This window comes from Pseudomonas sp. PGPR40, assembly GCF_022014505.1.
Classification (GTDB): Bacteria; Pseudomonadota; Gammaproteobacteria; order Pseudomonadales; family Pseudomonadaceae; genus Aquipseudomonas.
Genome location: NZ_JAKLSP010000013.1, coordinates 61,618 through 76,280, shown reverse-complemented (window position 1 = coordinate 76,280; position 14,663 = coordinate 61,618). Strand labels below are relative to the sequence as shown.

General features: G+C 58.1%; 14 protein-coding genes and 1 tRNA gene. 1 reads left to right on the top strand and 14 read right to left on the bottom strand.

Annotation, left to right across the window (positions count from 1 at the left end; all coding sequences use genetic code 11):
- Window positions 1-86: 86 nt before the first annotated feature.
- The 10 genes from MEB48_RS13200 to MEB48_RS13155 form a co-directional block, all read right to left on the bottom strand.
- The gene (locus tag MEB48_RS13200; RefSeq protein ID WP_237884655.1) at window positions 87-1,919 is read right to left on the bottom strand and encodes a S9 family peptidase; all 1,833 of its coding nucleotides are present in this window, start codon (window positions 1,917-1,919) and stop codon (window positions 87-89) included.
- Complete coding sequence (gene pqqE, locus MEB48_RS13195; RefSeq protein ID WP_237884712.1) at window positions 1,885-3,027, bottom strand: pyrroloquinoline quinone biosynthesis protein PqqE; 1,143 nt, start codon at window positions 3,025-3,027, stop codon at window positions 1,885-1,887. The genes MEB48_RS13200 and pqqE overlap by 35 nt, the downstream gene beginning before the upstream one ends.
- Window positions 3,028-3,031: 4 nt before the next feature.
- Complete coding sequence (gene pqqD, locus MEB48_RS13190; protein WP_237884654.1) at window positions 3,032-3,307, bottom strand: pyrroloquinoline quinone biosynthesis peptide chaperone PqqD; 276 nt, start codon at window positions 3,305-3,307, stop codon at window positions 3,032-3,034.
- Window positions 3,304-4,056, bottom strand: a complete 753-nt coding sequence (gene pqqC / locus MEB48_RS13185; protein WP_123497360.1) for a pyrroloquinoline-quinone synthase PqqC — start codon at window positions 4,054-4,056, stop codon at window positions 3,304-3,306. Before pqqC ends, pqqD begins: the two co-directional genes overlap by 4 nt.
- 92 nt (window positions 4,057-4,148) lie before the next feature.
- Window positions 4,149-5,060, bottom strand: a complete 912-nt coding sequence (gene pqqB / locus MEB48_RS13180) for a pyrroloquinoline quinone biosynthesis protein PqqB (protein ID WP_237884653.1) — start codon at window positions 5,058-5,060, stop codon at window positions 4,149-4,151.
- Between the two features lie 84 nt (window positions 5,061-5,144).
- Window positions 5,145-5,219, bottom strand: a complete 75-nt coding sequence (gene pqqA / locus MEB48_RS13175; RefSeq protein WP_003422658.1) for a pyrroloquinoline quinone precursor peptide PqqA — start codon at window positions 5,217-5,219, stop codon at window positions 5,145-5,147.
- Between the two features lie 140 nt (window positions 5,220-5,359).
- On the bottom strand, window positions 5,360-7,783 hold the full coding sequence (pqqF, locus tag MEB48_RS13170) for a pyrroloquinoline quinone biosynthesis protein PqqF (protein WP_237884652.1): 2,424 nt from the start codon (window positions 7,781-7,783) through the stop codon (window positions 5,360-5,362).
- 38 nt (window positions 7,784-7,821) lie between these two features.
- Window positions 7,822-8,616, bottom strand: a complete 795-nt coding sequence (locus MEB48_RS13165; protein WP_237884651.1) for a carbon-nitrogen hydrolase family protein — start codon at window positions 8,614-8,616, stop codon at window positions 7,822-7,824.
- A gap of 12 nt (window positions 8,617-8,628) precedes the next feature.
- A complete protein-coding gene (locus MEB48_RS13160; protein WP_237884650.1) occupies window positions 8,629-10,311 on the bottom strand; it encodes a flavin monoamine oxidase family protein in 1,683 nt (560 codons plus the stop codon).
- Between the two features lie 217 nt (window positions 10,312-10,528).
- Window positions 10,529-10,990: an Lrp/AsnC family transcriptional regulator gene (locus MEB48_RS13155; protein WP_007980298.1), complete on the bottom strand. Its 462-nt coding sequence runs from the start codon at window positions 10,988-10,990 to the stop codon at window positions 10,529-10,531.
- A 137-nt stretch (window positions 10,991-11,127) separates the two neighbouring features.
- Here MEB48_RS13155 and MEB48_RS13150 point away from each other — a divergent pair, with 137 nt between their 5' ends.
- Entirely contained in the window at window positions 11,128-11,772 is a 645-nt protein-coding gene (locus tag MEB48_RS13150) for a peptidase M41 (protein WP_237884649.1), read from the top strand.
- 97 nt (window positions 11,773-11,869) lie between these two features.
- On the opposite strand, the gene MEB48_RS13145 is transcribed toward MEB48_RS13150, so the two are convergent.
- The 4 genes from MEB48_RS13145 to MEB48_RS13130 all read right to left on the bottom strand — a co-directional run bounded on the left by MEB48_RS13145 (window position 11,870) and on the right by MEB48_RS13130 (window position 14,654).
- Window positions 11,870-12,679: a DUF3037 domain-containing protein gene (locus MEB48_RS13145; RefSeq protein ID WP_237884648.1), complete on the bottom strand. Its 810-nt coding sequence runs from the start codon at window positions 12,677-12,679 to the stop codon at window positions 11,870-11,872.
- The gene (locus MEB48_RS13140; RefSeq protein WP_237884647.1) at window positions 12,676-13,419 is read right to left on the bottom strand and encodes a HipA family kinase; all 744 of its coding nucleotides are present in this window, start codon (window positions 13,417-13,419) and stop codon (window positions 12,676-12,678) included. The genes MEB48_RS13145 and MEB48_RS13140 overlap by 4 nt, the downstream gene beginning before the upstream one ends.
- 434 nt (window positions 13,420-13,853) lie before the next feature.
- A complete protein-coding gene (locus MEB48_RS13135; protein WP_237884646.1) occupies window positions 13,854-14,162 on the bottom strand; it encodes a DUF3077 domain-containing protein in 309 nt (102 codons plus the stop codon).
- A gap of 415 nt (window positions 14,163-14,577) precedes the next feature.
- Window positions 14,578-14,654, bottom strand: a tRNA-Ile gene (locus tag MEB48_RS13130).
- Window positions 14,655-14,663: the final 9 nt, after the last annotated feature.

Sequence of the window (14,663 nt, the reverse complement as noted above, 5' to 3'; positions counted from 1 at the left end):
TAGCATTCGCGGGCAAGCCTCGCTCCTGCGGGTATGATGTTATCCCTGTAGGAGCGAGGCTTGCCCGCGAACGGCGCGACGCGGTTTCAGCCTGCGAGCGCCATCACCCGCCGATAAAACAACCACTCCTGCTCCAGCGCATGGGCCTGATTGCCGGCCTTGCGAAAGCCATGGCGTTCATCCGCGTAATAATGCGCTTCGACCAGAATACCGTTGTCCTGCAACGCCTTGACCATGTCGCGTGTCTGTTGCGGTACCACCACGACGTCGAGTTCACCCTGAAAGAAAATCACCGGAACGCTGATGTTGTTCGCATGCAGCAATGGCGTACGCGCGGCGTAGCGTTCAGTGTCCTGCACCGGGTCGCCGATCAACCAATCCAGATAATCGCCTTCGAATTTGTGGGTGGCGCGGCTTAGCGCAACGGGATCGCTGACGCCATACAGGCTGGCGCCCGCACGAAAGACCTTGTGAAAGGCCAGTGCGCACAACGTAGTGTAGCCACCAGCACTGCCGCCACGGATAAACGCCTTATCGTTGTCGATCAGCCCACGTTCGGCGAGGTAGGTGACCACCGCACAGGCATCTTCCACATCCACATCGCCCCAGCTCAAATGCAATGCCTGGCGATAAGCGCGGCCATAGCCGCTGCTACCTCGGTAATTGAGGTCGGCCACGGCGAAGCCGCGTTGTGCCCAATACTGGATTCGCGGGTCGAACATCGGGTAGCAGGCCGAAGTCGGGCCGCCGTGAATGAACACCACCAATGGCGGTTTCGTGTCGCCGGTCATCGCCGGGTAGAAGAAACCGTGGGCCTCATCCGAACCGCTCGGGTAGCGCAGGGTTTGCGGGCGGCTGATCTGCTCGGTGGGCAATGGCGCTATACCGCCGGCCAGAACCTTGACCTGTCGTGTTTCGCGGTCAATGGCAATGACTGCCGACGAACTGACCGGCGAAGCGGCGATGCAGTAGATGAACTGCTCATCCTGTGCGAGATGGCGGAAGCGGCTGTAGTCGCCCGTAAAATCGTCACAGGAACCATCGCCATGGCAAAGCCCCAATCGGCCAAAACCGCCTTCGGTCCAACTCGTCAGATAACTGTCTTCGCCCAACGGCAACCAGGTGCAACCACCCAGTTGCCAAGGCGCCGGTCCATGGTCGGCTGCAGTGCTTGGAAGTGGGCTCAGACCGTCGCTCGACTCCACCCAAGGCTGCCAGAAACCGCCACGATCCGTCAGACAAAATAAACGACCGCTGTCATCGAATCGAGGTTGTTGCAGCGATTCCTGAGCACCGTCACCCGCCACACAGCGCGGTTGCGCAAAGGTGTGATCGTTCTGGCGCTCGGCAACCATCAGGCGAGTAGCGGTCCAGGGCTGATCCGGGCGATTCCACTCGATCCAGGCCAGACGTCGACCGTCAGGACTCAGGGTCGGAGCCGCGTAGAAATCGGCGCCTTCGGCCAGCAGATGACGTTGGCCATCAGTCAGATCGATAGCCACCAGGCGATGTCGATCGCGGTTCTCTTCCACCGCCAGCACTTGCCCGTTGGCGAAGTGCAAATCGCCGTAGCGGCATTCACTTGAAGTCAGCACCTCAGGCGTCTCACCCGTCAGCGATTGCCGATACAGCTGTTGATCAGCCTCATTGACGAAAACAAGCCCGTCATCGGTCAGGCAAAACGCGCCGCCGCCATATTCGTACACCCGGCTGCGCACACTGAAGGTAGGTGGCGTCAGGCAACGAGCCTGGCCGTCGCGCCACTGCCAGATTCGACAGGCGGCGTCCTCGGGGCGGTACTCGTTCCAGAACAGGCCATGTTGCCCGACCTGCAGCTCGGCGAAGTCGATGCCGGCCGCCACAGCCCTGGCGGCGCTCAAGGGTTCAGCTTTTGGCGATAAGGCGTGAGTTTCGTTCATTGCGAAAGGCCAATTGTTCGATGGTCTGGGTCGCGTGTTCGGCTTCTTCGCGGGCCTTGAGAATCACGCCGTGATGTTGCGACTTGCTGCACACCGGGTCGGCGTTGTTCGCGTCACCCGTGAGCATGAACGCCTGACAGCGGCAGCCGCCGAAATCCTTTTCTTTCTCGTCGCAGGAGCGGCACGGCTCGGGCATCCAGTCGTAGCCGCGAAAGCGGTTGAAACCGAACGAGTCGTACCAGATGTGCTGCATGCTATGGTCGCGCACGTTGGGAAATTGCACCGGCATCTGTCGGGCGCCATGACAGGGCAGGGCGGTTCCGTCCGGCGTGACTGTCAGAAAAATACTGCCCCAGCCATTCATACAGGCTTTCGGGCGTTCTTCGTAATAGTCCGGCGTGACGAAAATAAGCTTGCACGGATGCCCTTGGGTTTCCAGTTTGGCTCGGTATTCATTGGTGACGCGTTCGGCGCGAACCAATTGTTCTTTGGTCGGCAACAGGCCAACCCGATTGAGCTGGGCCCAGCCGTAGAACTGGCACGTCGCGAGTTCGACGAAGTCCGCCTCAAGGGCGATGCACAGCTCAATGATCCGGTCGATCTTGTCGATATTGTGCCGATGGGTGACGAAGTTCAGCACCATCGGGTAGCCGTGAGCCTTCACCGCGCGGGCCATTTCGAGTTTTTGCGCGAAGGCCTTTTTTGAGCCGGCCAGCAGGTTGTTCACTTGCTCGTCGCTGGCCTGAAAACTGATCTGGATGTGGTCCAGACCGGCCTTCTTGAAGTCGCTGATTTTCTGCTCGGTGAGACCGATGCCGGAGGTGATCAGGTTGGTGTAGAAACCCAGCTTGCGCGCCTCAGCAATCAGCTCGGCGAGGTCTTGGCGCACCAGTGGCTCACCGCCGGAAAAGCCCAGCTGCGCCGCGCCCATCTCCCGGGCTTCGCGAAAGACTTTGATCCACTGTTCAGTGGACAATTCTTTGCCTTGCTCGGCGAAATCCAATGGATTGGAGCAGTACGGGCATTGCAACGGGCAGCGATAGGTTAGCTCGGCCAGCAACCACAGTGGCAGGCCGATTTCAGGCTTGGGCGGTAACTTGTCTGACACGGAATCAGGCAAGTTCGATCCAGTGCTGAGCACGGGCAACCTCCATGAATTGCTCGATGTCGTCACCGAGCTCAGGCACGTCGGGAAACTGCCCGCCCAGTTCGGCGATGATCGCCGCGACATCGCGCTGGCCATCAATCAAACCGCCAATCAGCGCGGCGCTGTCGTTGAGTTTGATCATGCCTTCCGGGTAGAGCAGCACATGGCCTTTTTGCGCCGGTTCGTACTGGAAGCGATAGCCGGTGCGCCATGTCGGGGTTTTGCTGCGATCGAAACTCATACGATGATTCCTTTATGCCAGACCCGCTGTTCGGTCACGCTGTGGTACGGCGGGCGGTTCAGTTCGTAGGCCATGCTCATGGCATCGAGCATGCTCCAAAGAATGTCCAGTTTGAACTGGAGAATTTCCAGCATGCGCTCCTGACCTTCCCGCGTAGTGTAATGCTGCAAAGTGATCGCCAGACCGTGCTCCACATCCCGGCGCGCCTGGCCCAGACGCGTGCGGAAATATTCGTAACCGGCCGGGTCGATCCACGGGTAATGCTGCGGCCAGCTGTCGAGGCGCGATTGGTGGATCTGCGGCGCGAACAGCTCAGTCAGCGAACTGCTGGCGGCTTCTTGCCAACGGGCCCGGCGGGCGAAGTTGACGTAGGCATCCACGGCGAAACGCACGCCGGGCAGCACCAGTTCCTGAGAGCGCAGTTGATCCGGGTCGAGGCCGACCGCTTGCCCAAGACGCAGCCAGGCTTCGATGCCGCCCTCTTCGCCGGGGGCGCCGTCGTGGTCCAGCAGGCGCTGAATCCATTCGCGACGAATCTCGCGGTCCGGGCAATTGGCCAGGATAGCGGCGTCCTTGAGCGGGATATTCACCTGATAGTAAAAGCGGTTGGCGACCCAGCCCTGGATCTGCTCGCGGGTCGCCCGGCCTTCATACATCGCCACGTGATACGGGTGATAGATATGGTAGTAGGCGCCCTTGGCGCGCAGGGCCGCTTCGAATTCGGCGGGGGACATTGCGGTGTCAGTCATTGCGGTTCTCCGGGGGAACAACCGGTGGATTCTGTGGTGTTTGGTGGGGCGCCTTCGCGGGCAAGCCTCGCTCCTACAGAAGAGGCCCTCCGCTACAACACAATACTCATGCCGTCATACGCCACTTCAACATCACGCCGAACCAATTCCGCACGCTCCGGCGAATCTTCATCGAGAATCGGGTTGGTATTGTTGATGTGGATAAGCACTTTGCGCTGTTTGGGCAATTGTTCCAGCACTTCCAGCATGCCGCCGGGACCGTTCTGCGCCAGGTGGCCCATTTCCCGGCCAGTACGCGTGCCAACGCCACGGCGCTGCATTTCGTCGTCGTCCCACATCGTGCCATCCACCAACAGGCAATCGCTACTGGCCATTATCTGTAGCAGCGATACGTCGACCTTGCCCAGGCCCGGTGCATAGAACAGTTTGCCGCCGGTGTTCAGGTCTTCGACGATCAGGCCGATGTTGTCGCCCGGATGCGGGTCGAAGCGATGCGGCGAATACGGTGGTGCAGCGCTACGCAGGGGTAGCGGGGTGAAGCGCAGGTTCGGGCAGGCCGGGACGGTGAAGCTCTGATCGAGTTCGATACGGTTCCAGGTCAGCCCGCCATTCCAGTGAGTCAGCATGGTGAACAGCGGGAAACCGGTGCTCAAGTCTTCATGGACCATGTCGGTGCACCAGACCTGATGCGGGCAACCTTCGCGCAGGCTGAGCAGGCCGGTGGTGTGATCGATCTGGCTGTCCATCAGGATGATTGCGCTGATGCCGGTATCACGCAGTGCGCGACCGGGCTGCATCGGCGCGAAGTTCTGGAGCTGGGCGCGGATGTCCGGCGAAGCATTGCACAGCACCCAGTTCACGCCGTCATCGGAAATCGCGATGGACGACTGGGTACGCGCCTCGGCCCGCAGGCTGCCGTCGCGAAAACCTGCGCAGTTCACGCAGTTGCAGTTCCATTGGGGGAAACCGCCGCCGGCGGCGGAACCTAGAATCTGGACAAACATGGCCGCTCCATCATTGAAAGCTGAAAATAAAAACGCCCCGGCGAGCCGAGGCGTAGCACTGCATTCTCTACCAGACGGCAGAGCTTAGCGGCTTGCGAAGTACATGGTGACTTCGAAGCCGATACGCAGGTCGGTGTAAGCAGGTTTGGTCCAGGACATAAGTTGACTCCTTTAGAGGTGGTGAGACAGCGCTATCTATAGGTATAGGCGTTGCAGATAGTTAGGCTGCTATGTTACTCAAAATTTCAAAGAGTTTGCCTGTGAATCTTTAAGAAAGCTTATTGTAGCCCCGGTAATGATCATTTTGCCGCTTGCCACGGCATGCCCGGCAAAGGGCTGTTGGCCAAGCAGCGCCAGCCGCCGTCGATACAGATCAACCGTCTCGCGGCGCTCAATAATGCGACGCGATCCAGTTGCCTGATGGCAGTACTCAGTTGCGGCAGATAATCCGACGAGTGGCCGGCGAGCTTGGCCTGCCACAGCAGTTCTGCAGCGTCTTTGATGGACAGCACACTGTCGTTGAATTGATCGGAAAGCGTCTGGCGCTGATGGTTGAGGCTGACGTCATCGAGGTTGTCGATAATCGCTGGCAGTCCATTGAGGAATTGCTGGATATGCCCAAGCAATTCCACGGGTGCGACATCCGGTGATTGCACGCCGAATAGCAGCCCGGTCTGGCCATGAATCTGCCTCAGCGCGCTGAACACCGCATAACCCAGTTGCAATTCGATCCGCAGGCGCTGATAGAACGGCGTCTGGCACAGGTGCGCGAGCAGGCGCCATGCGGCTTCGTCGACGATTTCCTGGCTGGCGGTCGGGCAAAAAAGCAGTATCGCGTGTTCGCTGGATGCGGTGTCGATGTGGCTCCATAGCTGTCGAGCATTGATCACGGGCGGTGCGGGCTGTTGATTGTCCGGCGTGCCGGGGATCCGGCTCAGGGCCAGGCCCATGGCCGATTGGGTCTGCGGGCTGAAACCCAGAGCCAGGCCATCCCAATGGGCGGTTGCCCACAGGTGTTTTGCATCGTCAGAGCGTATCGCCGACTCCAGGCAATGTTCAGGCAGTGATTTAAGCAACTGGCGGATCGGCATCAACGGGGTTTCAGGCTCGCCTCGAGGCGAATCGGCATCAGTTTGTGTCAGATATTTCAGCGCATGCTCCAGGACGCTGGGCATCGGTTCCTGCAAGCCAGTCAGTTTCAGCAGCCATTGGTTGCCCGTGGCGCTGAAGGACAATTCGACCCCAGCCTGACGGGCCTCTTCACATACATCGCGCAGATTGCGTTGCAGTTTGGCTTGCAGATCGGCAGTGGCGGGCAGCTCAAGCCGCCAATGGAGATACACTGCGCCTTCATCACTCTTGTCCCCCAGCGCTTGGCTGAACTGCATCGATGAAGGGTGGCGACGGCTGCGCGAGCGATCCTGCGCAAAGGTGCGCAGACCACGGTGAGCACTGGTCTGACCGCGGATCAGCCCGGCGTTGGACGCCGATGTTGAGGAGCGCAAAAACGGATTGGCGGCGGGCAATCGCCAGTGGTCACTGAAGTTATCCACAGTGCCGATTTCGCGCAGGATCTGTGTGAGTGCCACAACACCGGCTTCGGACAGGCCATTTTCCAGTTGTTCGCTGTCCAGGCGTGCCAGTTGCAAGGCGCCATTGACTTGCTGCTGGCGCTCAAGCAGTGCCGCATATTCCTCGTGCAACGGAGCCCAATCCTGTTGAGCGAAGAAGCTCAACCAATCGATCAACTGTTGGCGAATGGCATTGGCCGACCCGAATGATGCAGTGAACTCCAGATGCAACAAGGCTTGCCCGGCAAAGCGATACAGCGGCGCAGCTTTCAAATTGTCAGCCAGACCCTGACGCTGCAAATGCGCGAGCAGTCCGCCAGGTTTGGCGCTGTTCAACCAGTGGCATAGAAACATCAATGCTTGGGCAGATGAGTCCGGCAACGCTTCGAATGCAAAAAGCAGATCAAGTCGTCGTTCGCTCTCCTGTTGATAACTTTTCGCCGATCCGTCCATCAATGACAGGGGAGCGGCTTGCGCGACTTTATCCCCAACCGGCAGCGTGGCCGCGAACTGCTCCGCCAGCACTTGCAATGCTTCAAGATTCTGCGGCCCGACCAGGCTCAGAGCCATTTGCCCGGTGCGATAAAACCGCTGATGGAAGTCCTTCAGTGCTTTCTGAAATTCCGCCTGCGGCACCGGCAAGCTGTAGCGATTGCCGGCATGAAATGCCCGCAACGGATGTGCCACCGTCAAGCCGTCGTACAACGCAAATTGCCGTTGAGCCGCAGTATCCCGCGACCAGGTGACAAATTCGGCGTGGAGCACTTCCCGTTCCCGCCGCTGATCGTCCGGATTCATACGTGGATGAGCGAGCATGTCTGACAGGCGCTCCAGTCCACCCCTAAACGCCTGAGGCGGCAGTTCGAAAAAGAAATCCGTCGTACGTTCGCTGGTCCGCGCATTCACCTGCCCGCCATGACCTTGCACGTAGGCCATCAGCCCCTGTTCTGCGGGAAAGCGCTCTGTCCCCAGGAACAGCAAATGCTCAAGAAAGTGCGCCAGCCCCGGCCAGGCCAGTGGCACGTCGTGACTGCCGGCAGCGACCCGCAACGCGGCGGCGCAGCGCTTCAAATCGGGAGCATGACGCAGCGTCACCCGCAAGCCGTTGGCCAGGGTTTCAGTGTGAAGGCGAGGATGATTCAGCGCAGGCATGAGCACTTCCAGAACAGAGAAGTGCTAATGCTAGCGGATTAGGGCTTGTTCAGCTCGCCGTATAGCTCGGGACGGCGGTCGAGGAAGTAGCGATTGGCGGCGCGGGAATCGATCATCAGTTGACGATCCAGCTCACCGACAATCAGTGCTTCATCAAGTCCAGCCTGGGCGATGCGGCTGCCATCCGGCGCGGCAATGCTGCTCTGGCCGCAATACTGGATTTCACCTTCGCTCCCGCAGTAGTTGGCGTAGGCCACATAACACTGGTTTTCGAAGGCCCGGGCACGGACGGTGACGTCGGCAATGAAATCGTAGGGAATCATATTCGCCGTCGGTACCAGGATGAGCTCGGCACCGGCCAACGCCAGACGTCGGGCGTTTTCCGGGAATTCCAGGTCGTAACAGATCAAAAAGCCAAGCTTCCAGCCGTTGAGTTCAACCAGCGGAAATTCATCCGGTCCGGGGCTGAACATCGAGTGATCGAGGTCGCCGAACAGGTGAGTCTTGCGGTAGTTGCACAACCGCTCGCCATTGGCGTCGATCAACTGCACGGCGTTGTAGATCTGCCCGTCTTCGGTACGCTCCGGGTAGCCATACAAAATGGCGATCCCCGTCGCTTTGGCAATACGCGCGATATGCTGCGCCGATTCACCGTTGTACACCTCCGCCAACACGCTGACCGCATCGATGCCGATGTTGTAGCCGGTCAAGAACATCTCCGGCAGCACCAGCAAGTCTGCGCCCTTGGCCTCCAGCGCCAGTTTATGCAGGCGTTGCAGATTACCTGCGACATCCAGGGGCAGCGGTGGACATTGGTAAAGGGCTACGCGCATTTCGGATTCCTCTTACTCGGGCAGGGCGATCGGACCGATCTCGTTGAACACATCTCCTGGACCCGGGTTTTCGGCGTGAGTTTCACCGCCGAAGTGTTTCATGATCCCCCATACCGCGTTGAGCGACGTCTGCACCGCGCCTTCGACCCAGGCCGGCGTCCACGAAACATCATCGCCGGCGATGAAAATCCCGCGCTGCTCGGGCGGCATGTCGTCCTGCATGAAGTGCGCGTACATGCGCTGGTTGTAGCGGTAGTGGCCGGGCAGGGCGCCTTTGAAGGCCCCGAGGAAATGCGGGTCGGCTTCCCACGACACGGTGATCGGATCGCCGATGATCCGTGCGGCGATGTCGACTTTCGGGTAGATCTTCTTCAGCGCGTCCAGTGCCAGCTTCACGCGTTTTTCCACCGGGTGCGGGAGCATTTTCAGCGCGTCGCTCATCCACGAGTACGACAGGCAAATCACCCCTGGCTTGTCGTCGCCGTTGTCGAAGAGGTAGGTGCCGCGGGTCAGGCGATCGGTGAGGGTCATGCTCATCAGGTCGCGACCGGTTTCCGGATCTTTGTCCTTCCAGAACGGGCGATCGACCATCACGAAAGTTTTCGATGACTGCATGTAGCGGGTGCGGTCCAGGGCCATCCACATCTTTTGCGAGAACAGGCTTTCGTCGCACTCGATCTGGGTGGTCAGCAGCCAGCTCTGGCAGGTGGTCAGTACTGCCGCGTATTCGCGTTTATCGCCATAGTTATCGGTAACGGTAAAACGCCCGTTCGGCGCATGGGCAATTTTCTTCACGCCGGAGCGCGGCGCGCCGCTGTGCAGCGAACTGAGGCTGGTGCCTTCGGGCCAGTGCACGCAACGCTCCGGCACATGGCGCCAGATGCCCAACGGCACTTGTTCCACGCCGCCGACTACCAAGTGCTGGTGATCGTCGCAATTGGTCATCACCACTCGGAAGATTTCCAGCATCGAGTTGGGGAAGTCCGAGTCCCAGCCGCCGGTGCCGAAACCGACCTGGCCGAACACTTCACGGTGATGGAACGAGAGCTTGGCAAAGGCTTCGGAGGTAGCGACGAAATCATAGAACGTGCGGTCGTCCCACAGCGGCACCAAGGTGTTCCACAGTTCCTTGAGGCGCGGCACGTCACGGTCGCGGATCGCTTGCTGGATATCGGAGAACTGCGAGCCGGCTTCCAGAGCATCCGCCCAGGCGTCAGCCACTTCCTGGAACAGTGCAGGAAGATCCGCCAGTTTTTGTGCGTAATGAGTTTTGCCTTCCAGATCGATCACGGTGCTGCCCGAAGCGGGTGTCAGCGGGTTCGGGAACGGTTTGGTCTGGAGGCCGAGTTTGTCGACATAGTGATAAAACGCGGTGGACGACACCGGGAAACGCATACCGCCGAGTTCGGCGATGATGCCTTCAGCGCCATTGAAGGCCTGGGAGCGCAGACGGCCGCCCATTTTCGAGGCTTCGTAGACAACGGGTTTAAGCCCCAGCTTCATCAATTCGTAGGCGGCCACCAGGCCTGCAATACCAGCCCCGACAATCGCCACCTCGGCGCCGTGATTTTGCGCGGGAATACTGCCCAGCCCGGCCGGGTGTTCGATCCAGTCGTCGAAGGCGAAAGGAAAGTCCGGGCCGAAAACGGTGACCGGTTTTTTACCGTCTGCAGGATGGCGATTGTTCTTGTTCATGGCTGACCTTACTGGCGACCTGACGCAGGGTGCGCGTCTGAGTATAGGAAAAGATGGCAGCCATTCTAGAGAGCGTAGAACACGTTAATAAGACGCAATGTGTCGTCGTTTTGCTAATTGTTTGAACAATATGACTAGGTATCGCTACACATTGTGTAGGAGCGAGGCTTGCCCGCGAAGAGGCCAGACCAGACACCCAAGACCTACCGGCAGAAACTCAAACCGGCTGCCCCCGATCAATCTTGCTGCTCAAGATGATCGAAGTCGTCGTCTTCTCCACGCCATCCACACTGCCAATCTGATCCAGCAACTGATCAAGTTGCTCCGGCGAATCAGTGCGCAACCACGCCACATAATCAAACTCACCACTCACCGCACACAACTGCTGCACCTGTGCCATCGCGCTAAGACGACGCAGCACTTCCTTGCCGGAGCGCGGTTGCACGGTGATCCCGACGTACGCCTGCAATCCGCCATCCACCACTCGCTGACCCAGGCGCACACCGTAACCGGTGATCACTTTGGCTTTTTCCAGCCGCGCCAGGCGTGAAGTGACGGTGGTGCGCGCGATCCCCAGTTGCCGGGCGAGCATGGCCACGCTTTCGCGGGCATTAATCTGCAGGGCCGCGATCAATTGGCGGTCGATTTCGTCGAGAACGGGTGGGCGGGTGTCAGGCAAAGGGACATCTCCAGCGGTACAGAGCAATGGGCAGGCATATTACAGGCAGTCCATGCCCTCAAAGGGTTAATTGGATGGACACAAATTGTCACTCGTAGTCGAATGCGCACCAAGGGCTGTGAAGCGAGGGGATCGAAATGAAGAGCATGCCTGCGGCTCTGCGCGACTATGCACTGCAGATTGCCAATCACGAAATGGGACATTACGTCGTAGCCCGAGCCCTGGGCTTTGAAACGGGTGATGTGACCCTGAAAGTTACTATGGTCTTGACGCACCATGGGGGGGCTTCCATTACCTTGACTCGGTCAATTTCGTCGATCGAAGCAATGAAGGAACATTTGGAACGTCGGATGATGGTCCTCTTCGCCGGAGCCATGGCGCAGACATTACCTGCAAAGCATTCGCCCGAGAAACGCGTCGATAAGTCGAAAGCGGCAGCCATCCTGAAAGGAGAGTTTGGAGCGGAACAGGACTACGCGAAAATAAGAGAGTTACGGCACTTGCTGCGTAATATCGCCTACCCCGATACGGACCCAGCGTCGTCCGAGCGCATAACTGCCGAGCTTAAAGAGATTACTGATCGTGTGTGGTCGCGGACTCAACAAATCGTAGAGGCATTGGCCGATACGATTACTGGATTGGCAGGGCTTTTGGTAGAGCGCATGGTCATTGTGGAGCAGTGGGGTAGGCCGGCGGATACGTATGAGGTTGTGTTGACGGGTGAAATGCTTGAAGGGTTGCGGCCAGTGCAGGCTATTCCAGCGTTGAGTGTTTGGGCGTAAACATTCAGGACGCCGCTGGATGCAGTCCGGGCGGGTCGCGGTACAAGCACCTTCACTAATCATCAATCACCGCTTTGCTTATCGCCGTCAGATGAGACTACCGAGCGTAGTTCTGCGCGAAGGCAGCGATTGCTTGCGTAGCCTGGAAGTCGACCAACTGCAGGCCGCGCTCCTGGATGCTGGTCTTGGCAACCTGCACCGCTTTACGGTGGCGGGGCGATTCATTCTCGGCGGGAGTGGTGATAGGGATTAGTACGTTTTTTAGTTGAATAATCCCTTCTTGTTCGGCGCGTACGAACTTCATCAGCCACTGGTCGCAGTGGTCGAGTATCGCGCTTGGCTCGGCCTGATCAAAAGCCAATGGTTTGATAGCGGCCACTATCTCGTTTCGGTGAACCAAGGGCAGGTGCAGTTTGGTCAGGTCGCCGATCAGGGTGTCATCGCGGAAATTGCGGATCGATGCTTCCGAGAACAGGGTTCGAATTTCTCGAACCATGTTCTCTTCGCGACGATCACGGCCTATGCCTTGGCGTTCGATATAGCGGCTATATAGCGTTCCGAGGGCCGCGTCGAAGTTTTCCACCAATATTGAGCGCATGGGGCTGAAGCGAATCAGTGACTCCTTCGGCTCGGTCAGGAAACGAAAGTGGTTAACGATCTGCGACTCTTGGGCTTCTGTTGTCATGAGGCGAACGTTATCCAATTCGTTCTGGGCAATTTCCATGGCCTTGGCGAATAGGTTGCTGCACTCGAAGAAATGATTGACCCGTTTCAGGTTTTTACGGGCGAGCCTGTACTCCATGCGCCCTATGGCCGGAGCCGAGAGAACAATGCCGACATTGGCAAATTCTTCGGTTTCGGCAAAAGGCGCGAAGCGCACGATGCTGTAAAGGCAGGTGTATTTCATTGCAGGACGCTCCAGAACTCGTCCGATTGGCAAAGCATCAGGTTACTTTTGATTCCTTCGAGGAGAATGTCGAGCCCCGGTTTGCCGATAGACTCACGCCATTCATCGGGTATGTCCAAGCATAGGTCACGAAACCGCATAGCAGTGTCGTGCATCCGCTGGCCGTATTCAACTTTGTCGACCAGATCCAGTTGCCAGGTCCGATTGCTCGGCCCAAACACATGGCTTTGTGCGAATTTTTGAGCATCTAGCGGCCATTGGAACGCTTGATTGTGATCGATCAACTGCAGCTGATTGTCGAGGCCGCACATCAGCAGGTTGGGTCGGCCGCCGAATGGCCCTAACTGACGATCACCGTTACCTACCCAGTAATCAAAGATGAAGACGGCTTTTTGTAGGTCGCTTGGAACCTGCTGTACTTGCGAATACAACATATCTGCAGCGTCCGCGACATAGGCGAGAGCATAGCTGTCTCCAGGCCCAAGATCGTTTCGTGCTTCCAGGTTATAGCGCAGCAGGGCTGGGTCAATATAGATATAGCCATGCTCGGGGATCGGTAAGCCAAATTGAGCTGCCAGCCGGGCGCAGAGCAGCTCGGCTATGCGCTCGGTGGGCGGTAATTCCAAACCCTTGGCCACATAGTGCTTGTCATTGCTGGCGCGGCACAGAAAGGGACGCGTGATGCCTCCCTCCAGTCGCCGGATGATCTCAACCGCTTCTATGTAATTACCCACGGCCATTACCGGTTCCCTTATAAATCAGCTTGCCAGACGATACTGGTCTACATTGCGCTGCACCACGCCCCACAATGTTTTTTTAGGAAAATTGCGTAGGTAGGATCCATACGTGAAATCGGTAACGCATTCGGAGAATACTCTGCTGCGCCAAAATAATTGGTCAGTGCGCGGTTGCTCTTATTTGATGCAAACGCTATCTTCGCCTCGTCAGCACGGACCGGAACCTTGGAAGCAAGAGGTGTTGATTTCGGTGGCGCCAGCCACTCCTAGCCCAGTGAGCAGGATAAGCGGGAAACCGTGAAAGGAGAGGCCGATATTCAGATTTACAAGAAGCCCTGGTGCGAAAGCACCGGGGCTTTTTGCTGTCTCTCAAACGGATTTGGCCGCGTTAGCATTTCCAGGATCTGGCGCATCCGTATCTCATGGCGTAGTAACCGCTATTCTTCGGACTCCGTCGCCGTGCGGACAGGTCTCGGTGTCAGCACTTTCACCACATCATCAATCACCGCTTTGCTCATCGCCGTCAGGTAATGTGCGGCCCAAGCGTGGCGGTCGGTGTCTTTTGCGAAGGCTGCGTCCTCGGCAAATGATTTGGCGAGAAACAGCAGGTCGGAGGTTTGAGTCAATGCGTCGAGGATGGGGACGCCAGCGCTGACGTGGAACAGTGGCTGATCCGAGCAATAGGTGAAGGGCGTGAGGCCGATGGTTTTCAGCTCTGCAGTTGCGGGCGGAATTGTTTTGGTCATGGTTTTACTCCTGGGTTCGAGGAGCTGTCCTTTTCGTTACCACACGAAAAGGTGGCAGCTGTACGCAGGGTGGTAAACCGGGAACCAAGGAAACCGGCACGCCCGAGGGCGTCCCACGCACAGCCGCCATATCAAGATCACAAGCATAAAAACTGCCTGTGTTCGTGATGAGAGCACTGTTGCGCTGGTTTCACCGGGTTACCACACCCGATCGCTGCATTGGCAGCGAAGTCCGGAGAGTATCCCGTCGAAGAAAAGCCCAACAAGGCGGCAAAGTGCCCAAATGCGCCCATTACGCGATTCTAGGAGTTTGCCTACAAGGTCATCGGACGTCATCCGATAGTTCGAAACCTTCAGCAAAACAAACCTACGCGTCAGGTACGAAAAAGCCGCGCATTTGCGCGGCTTTCTTGTTTGGTGGGCCCAGTAGGACTCGAACCTACGACCAAGGGATTATGAGTCCCCTGCTCTAACCAACTGAGCTATAGGCCCTCAGTAGGC